4 protein-coding genes are annotated in these 2,204 nt (G+C 73.4%); 2 read left to right on the top strand and 2 right to left on the bottom strand.

What is annotated here, in order from left to right:
• On the bottom strand, positions 1 to 269 hold a 269-nt coding region (locus VGR37_16875), incomplete at its 3' end, for a hypothetical protein (protein ID HEV2149083.1).
• 205 nt (positions 270 to 474) lie between these two features.
• On the opposite strand from VGR37_16875, the gene VGR37_16870 reads away from it, so the two are divergent.
• Positions 475 to 1,164 (top strand): metal-dependent transcriptional regulator, encoded by a 690-nt coding sequence (locus tag VGR37_16870; protein ID HEV2149082.1) that lies wholly within the window; start codon positions 475 to 477, stop codon positions 1,162 to 1,164.
• Positions 1,165 to 1,223: 59 nt separating this feature from the next.
• On the top strand, positions 1,224 to 1,523 hold the full coding sequence (locus VGR37_16865; GenBank protein HEV2149081.1) for a hypothetical protein: 300 nt from the start codon (positions 1,224 to 1,226) through the stop codon (positions 1,521 to 1,523).
• A 107-nt stretch (positions 1,524 to 1,630) separates the two neighbouring features.
• Here VGR37_16865 and VGR37_16860 read toward each other — a convergent pair whose 3' ends face one another.
• Positions 1,631 to 2,071: a GatB/YqeY domain-containing protein gene (locus VGR37_16860; GenBank protein HEV2149080.1), complete on the bottom strand. Its 441-nt coding sequence runs from the start codon at positions 2,069 to 2,071 to the stop codon at positions 1,631 to 1,633.
• Positions 2,072 to 2,204 lie beyond the last annotated feature (133 nt).

Genomic DNA, 2,204 nt, shown 5'->3' with positions numbered 1-2,204 from the left:
GGGCCGCCGGCCGCCGCGACCGCGAAGCTCCCCTCCGCGGGGAGCGCGCGGGGGGCGAGCACGTCCGCGGGGAGGCCGACCGCGCTCTTCACCACCAGCCGGTCGCCGTCCAGCAGCGCGACGAGGGCCACCGGGGCGCGGAGGACACGCGCCGCCAGCCGCGTGATGCGGTCGAATGCTTCTTCCGGGGGGGCGTCGAGAAGCCCGGTCCCGCGCAGCGGGCCGTGCCGGACGGGGACGTCGGTGCGCGGGAGGACTTCGAGCGACATGGGGGCCGGGCGCCGGGGGGACCGGGGAGGCGGGGCGGGAGGGCGCGGGCGGGTGGAGCGGACGCTCCCCGGGAATCGCCCGAAACTTGCGCCCGGGGTGCGGATCCCGCAAGGGACGCGGCGCTCTCCTCCCCGCCCGGCTTGACACGCCCGGGTGCGCCCCTAGTGTTGTAGCTTTCCCCCAGCGAACCCGATGCATGCGCCCATGTTCTCACCGGTCGTAGAAGACTACCTCAAGGCGGTCTGGGCGCTCCAGCAGACGGAGGCTCCGGTCTCCACCTCGCGCATCGCCGAGCGGCTGGGGCTCTCCCCCGCCGCGGTGACGGCCATGGTGAAGCGCCTGGCCGAGCAGGGCCTGCTGCGGCACGAGCCGTACTACGGCGTGCGCCTCACCGCGGCGGGGGAGCTGGCCGCGCTCCGCATCGTTCGCCGGCACCGCGTGCTGGAGCTGTTCCTGGTGGAGGTGCTCGGCTACGAGTGGGACCGGGTGCACGACGAAGCGGAGCGCCTGGAGCACGCCGCCAGCGACGAGCTGATCGAGAGGCTCGCGCGGCTCCTCGGCGAGCCGGAGCGCGACCCGCACGGCAACGCCATCCCCTCCGCGGAGGGGGAGATGGACCGCGCGCAGTACCCCGCCCTGGCCGAGGTGCAGCCCGGCGAGTCCACCCGCGTGCTGGAGGTGGAGGTGGAGGAGCCGGACCAGCTCCGCTACCTGGGCTCGCTGGACCTGTATCCCGGCTCGGAGGTGGAGGTGCGCAGCAAGCAGCCCTTCGAAGGGCCGATCTCCCTGGTCGTGAACGGGGAGCCGCAGGTGATCTCGCACTCGCTGGCCCAGCGGATCCGGGTCCACGCCGACGCGGAGGGGCCGGGGCGGCGGACCGAGGTCGCGAGGTAGCGCGGGAGGTGGCAGGCGACTTGCTGGCGATGCGGGTGGACCCTTCAACGGAAACGGACATGAACCTGCTCAGGCTCCTACTCGGCGGCGCGGCCATCGCCACCATCCTCGTCGCCTTCCGCGACTTCGACCATGACACCTGGCTCCCCCCGGGCGGCCGCGCGGCCACCGGCCTGGAGGGTGAGGAGGACGAGGAGCCGATCCTGGGCTACGACGGGATGGACCGCGACATGCTGATCCAGTGGATCCGCGACGCGCAGCTCGACGAGGACACGCTCATCCGCATCCACGAGTACGAGGCGGCGAACCAGCGGCGCGACCGGGTGATGCAGGCGGTGTCGGAGCTGCTGGGGGGGTAGCCCCGGCGAAGCCGGGGAGTGCGGGAGTGCGAAGTGCGAGGTGCGAAACGGCGCCCCGGCCGGGAGATCCCGGTGGGGGCGCCGTGTTTTCGTCGGGTGGCCTGGGGTTAGGCCAGCTCCTCGCGGACGATGCGGTTCAGTTCCTTGCCCTCGAACTGGCCCTTCACCCGGGGCATCACGGCCTTCATGACGCCGCCCAGGTCGGTCGCGCCGCCGGCGATCGCTTCGCGGACGTAGCCGCGGACCGCGTCCTCGCTGAGCTGCGGGGGGAGGTAGACGGTTAGGATGCGGGCCTCCTCTTCCTCCTTGGCGGCCAGCTCCTCGCGTCCCCCGGCCCGCATCTGCTCCGCGGCCTCGCGGCGGCGCTTGATCGCGGTGTTCAGCACCGGCTGCACCTCCTCGTCCGAGAGCTCGTGCCCCACCTCGATCTCCCGGTTGCGGAGGTCGGAGAGGAGGGTGGTCAGTACCGTGGTGCGCAGCTTGTCGCGCTCGCGGCGGGCGGTGTTCAGGTCGCCGCGGATCTGTTCCTTGAGGGCGGAACCGGCCATGGGACTCCCGGGTGGTGGGTTGCGTGGGCGGCGAACGGCCGCCGGGGCGAATCTAGCCGCTCGCGCGGCCGCGCTCAACGGCGGGGTACGAAAAGACGGAGGCGCGGCGGGGGATCCCCCCCCGCGCCCCGGC

The organism is Longimicrobiaceae bacterium (assembly GCA_035936415.1).
In the GTDB taxonomy this organism is placed as follows: Bacteria; Gemmatimonadota; Gemmatimonadetes; order Longimicrobiales; family Longimicrobiaceae; genus JAFAYN01.
The sequence above is the reverse complement of the archived record's forward strand: the minus strand, read 5'-3'. Positions and strand labels throughout refer to the sequence as shown.

Coding starts and splice junctions, on each gene's coding strand:
- VGR37_16870 (HEV2149082.1), top strand. CDS start 475: ATGTTCTCACCGGTCGTAGAAGACTACCTCAAGGCGGTCTGGGCGCTC.
- VGR37_16865 (HEV2149081.1), top strand. CDS start 1,224: ATGAACCTGCTCAGGCTCCTACTCGGCGGCGCGGCCATCGCCACCATC.
- VGR37_16860 (HEV2149080.1), bottom strand. CDS start 2,071: ATGGCCGGTTCCGCCCTCAAGGAACAGATCCGCGGCGACCTGAACACC.